Source organism: Cellulomonas sp. P5_C6 (genome assembly GCF_054049635.1).
In genome coordinates, this window is the sequence record NZ_JBFULZ010000295.1 from 1 (window position 1) to 3,119 (window position 3,119).

Annotated in this window: 4 protein-coding genes; all 4 read left to right on the top strand. The window is 73.0% G+C overall.

From position 1 onward, the window contains the following. A partial coding sequence (locus ACXJKG_RS20315) for an acetyl-CoA carboxylase biotin carboxyl carrier protein subunit (protein WP_456847532.1) occupies nucleotides 1–267 on the top strand: 267 nt, incomplete at its 5' end. Between the two features lie 7 nt (nucleotides 268–274). Continuing rightward, the gene (locus ACXJKG_RS20320; RefSeq protein WP_456847533.1) at nucleotides 275–778 is read left to right on the top strand and encodes an NUDIX domain-containing protein; all 504 of its coding nucleotides are present in this window, start codon (nucleotides 275–277) and stop codon (nucleotides 776–778) included. A 136-nt stretch (nucleotides 779–914) separates the two neighbouring features. Further along, a complete protein-coding gene (gene efeU, locus ACXJKG_RS20325) occupies nucleotides 915–1,796 on the top strand; it encodes an iron uptake transporter permease EfeU (protein ID WP_456847534.1) in 882 nt (293 codons plus the stop codon). A gap of 31 nt (nucleotides 1,797–1,827) precedes the next feature. Beyond that, nucleotides 1,828–3,030, top strand: coding sequence for an iron uptake system protein EfeO (gene efeO, locus ACXJKG_RS20330; RefSeq protein ID WP_456847535.1), 1,203 nt, complete (start codon nucleotides 1,828–1,830; stop codon nucleotides 3,028–3,030). Nucleotides 3,031–3,119: the final 89 nt, after the last annotated feature.

Below are 3,119 nucleotides of genomic sequence, written 5' to 3' on the forward strand. Positions count from 1 at the left end.
GGCGCACGCCGCCCGGTCCGCCGCACGGCCCGCGCGGGCGCGAGCAGCAACGGCACCACGCTGGCGTCGCCGATGCAGGGCACCATCGTCAAGGTGGCCGTGGCGGAGGGCGCCGTGGTGGCCGAGGGCGACCTGGTCGTCGTGCTCGAGGCGATGAAGATGGAGCAGCCTCTGGTGGCGCACCGCGCCGGCACGGTGACCTCGCTGTCCGCGGGCGTGGGGTCGAGCGTCAGCGCCGGCACCGCCATCTGCGAGATCGTCGGCTGACCCCGGCGTGCCGGACGGGCCACCGCTGCACCACCGACGCCAGCCCGGCGACGGGTGGGTCGAGTGCGCCTGCGGCCGACGCCACTGGGGTCTGTACGGCGCCGCCGGCCTGCTGCTGGTCCGGCGCGACGCCGACGGCACCCCGCTCGCGGTCGTGCTGCAGCACCGCGCGACGTGGAGCGACCAGGGCGGCACGTGGGGGGTCCCCGGCGGGGCGCGGATGCCCGACGAGTCCGCCGAGGACGCGGCGCTGCGCGAGGCCGAGGAAGAGGCCGGGATCGACCGCGTCTCCGTCCGGCTGCGCGAGTCGTCGGTGCTGCGGCACCCCGACTGGTCCTACACGACCGTGATCGCGGACGAGCTGGAGCCCGTGCACCCCACGGTGACCGACGCCGAGAGCGTGGAGCTGCGCTGGGTGCCCGTCGACGAGGTCGAGACCCTGCCGCTGCTGCCCGCGTTCGCCGACGCCTGGCCCTCTCTGCGCGAGCGGCTGGTCGAGCTCGGTCGGTGACTGGCATCACAGGGCCGGGTGCTGGACCCGTGTCGCGCCCGGGCCGTCGGCGGGAGTAGTGTCACGGCCGGTGAGGTAAGCCTTTCCTCATCCGACGCCCCGCTTGGTGTCGGTCCCTGCACTCGGAAGCCGCTCCATGCTCGCCAACTACCTCATCGGTCTGCGCGAAGGTCTCGAGGCCGCGCTGGTCGTCAGCATCCTCGTCGCGTACCTGGTCAAGACCGGGCGCCGCGACCAGCTGCCGGCGCTGTGGGCCGGGGTCGGCATCGCGGTCCTCGCGTCGCTCCTGTTCGGTGCGATCCTCACGTTCGGCCCGTCGGGGCTCTCGTTCGAGGCGCAGGAGGCCATCGGCGGGACGCTCTCGATCATCGCCGTCGGCCTGGTCACGTGGATGATCTTCTGGATGGCCCGCACGGCCCGGCATATGAAGTCCGACCTGCACCACAAGCTCGACGACGCGCTCAGCGCGGGCAAGAAGGCGGTCCTCGTGGTCGCGATGCTCGCCGTCGGGCGCGAGGGCCTCGAGACCGCGCTGTTCCTGTGGGCCAGCGCCCAGGCGACCAGCGGCACCGCCGTGAACGCGAGCCCGAACCTCGGCCCGCTCATCGGCGCGGCGCTCGGCCTGGGGACCGCCGTGCTGTGCGGCTGGCTGCTCTACCGCGGCGCCCTCAAGCTCAACCTCCGCGTGTTCTTCGCCTGGACCGGCCTGTTCCTGGTGGTCGTCGCCGCGGGCGTGCTGTCGTACGGCGTGCACGACCTGCAGGAGGCCGGCATCCTGCCCGGCCTGAACAACCTGGCGTTCGACGTCTCGGCGACCGTCCCGCCCAGCAGCTGGTACGGCTCGCTGCTCAAGGGCGTCTTCAACTTCTCACCCGCCACCACGTGGCTCCAGCTCGTCGCCTGGTTCGCCTACATCGTGCCGACCATGTACTTCTTCATCCGCATCACGTGGGGCTCCGCGCCCGCCCGCCCGTCGGCCCCCGCCGTCGCGCCGGCCGTGCGCGCGTCCGCCGCCTGACCCGCCGAGCACCCGTTCTCCGAGGAGACCCATGTCCCCCCGCACCACCGCCGTCGCCGCTGCCCTGGCCGCGCTCCTCCTTCCGCTGGTCGCGGCCTGCGTCCCCAACGACGCGTCGACGCCGGGCGCCAGCGGCAGCGCGGGCGGCCTCACGGTGACCTCGACGGACACCACGTGCGACGTGTCCGCGACCGAGGCCGCGTCGGGCACCGTGCGGTTCTCCGTCACCAACGCGGGCGACGACGTCACCGAGTTCTACCTGCTCGGCGACGACGGCCTGCGGGTCGTGGCCGAGGTGGAGAACGTCGGCCCCGGGCTCTCGCGCGACCTCATCGCGCAGGTCAAGCCGGGCACGTACTACACGGCCTGCAAGCCGGGCATGGTGGGCGACGGCATCCGCGCCGAGTTCACGGTGACCGACAGCGGCGCCGAGGTGGGGCCCACGGGCGACACCGCCGACCAGCTCACGGCCGCCGAGGCCTCGTACGTCGCCTACGTCAAGGACCAGGTGGGCGCGCTCATCGCCGGCACCCAGGAGTTCGCCGACGCCTACGCCGCCGGGGACGACGAGAAGGCGAAGTCGCTGTACGCCGACACGCGCGCCCACTGGGAGCGCATCGAGCCCGTCGCCGAGTCGTTCGGCGACCTCGACCCGCTGCTCGACCTTCGCGAGGCCGACGTCGAGGCGGGCACGCCGTGGAGCGGCTGGCACCTGATCGAGAAGGACCTCTGGCAGCCGGCGCCCGACGCCAACGGTGGCGTGACCTACGTGCCGCTGACCCAGGACCAGCGGGTCGCGGCCGCGGCCGACCTGGTGACGTACACGCAGCAGCTGGTCGACGAGGTCAACGCGCCCGACTTCACCTTCGAGGCGTTCCAGATCGCGAACGGCGCCAAGGAGCTGCTCGACGAGGTCGCCACCGGCAAGGTCACCGGCGAGGAGGAGATCTGGTCGCACACGGACCTCTGGGACTTCCAGGCCAACGTCGACGGCGCCCGCGTGGGCTACGAGGTGCTGGCGGACGTCGTCCAGGCCAAGGACCCCGACCTGGCCGACACGCTGCAGACGCGGTTCACCGAGCTGGACACGCTCCTCGCAGCCCAGGGCTCGCTGGACACCGGCTTCACCTCCTACGACGCCCTCACGGACGCGCAGGTCAAGCAGCTCGCCGCTGCCGTCGACGCGCTCTCCGAGCCCCTCTCCCAGCTGACCGCCACGGTCACCGGAGCCTGATCCAAGGAGTCGCCGTGTCCGCCCCCACGGACCCGCACGACGAGCCCACCGGCCTGTCCCGACGCGCGCTGCTCGGGCTCGGCGGTGGG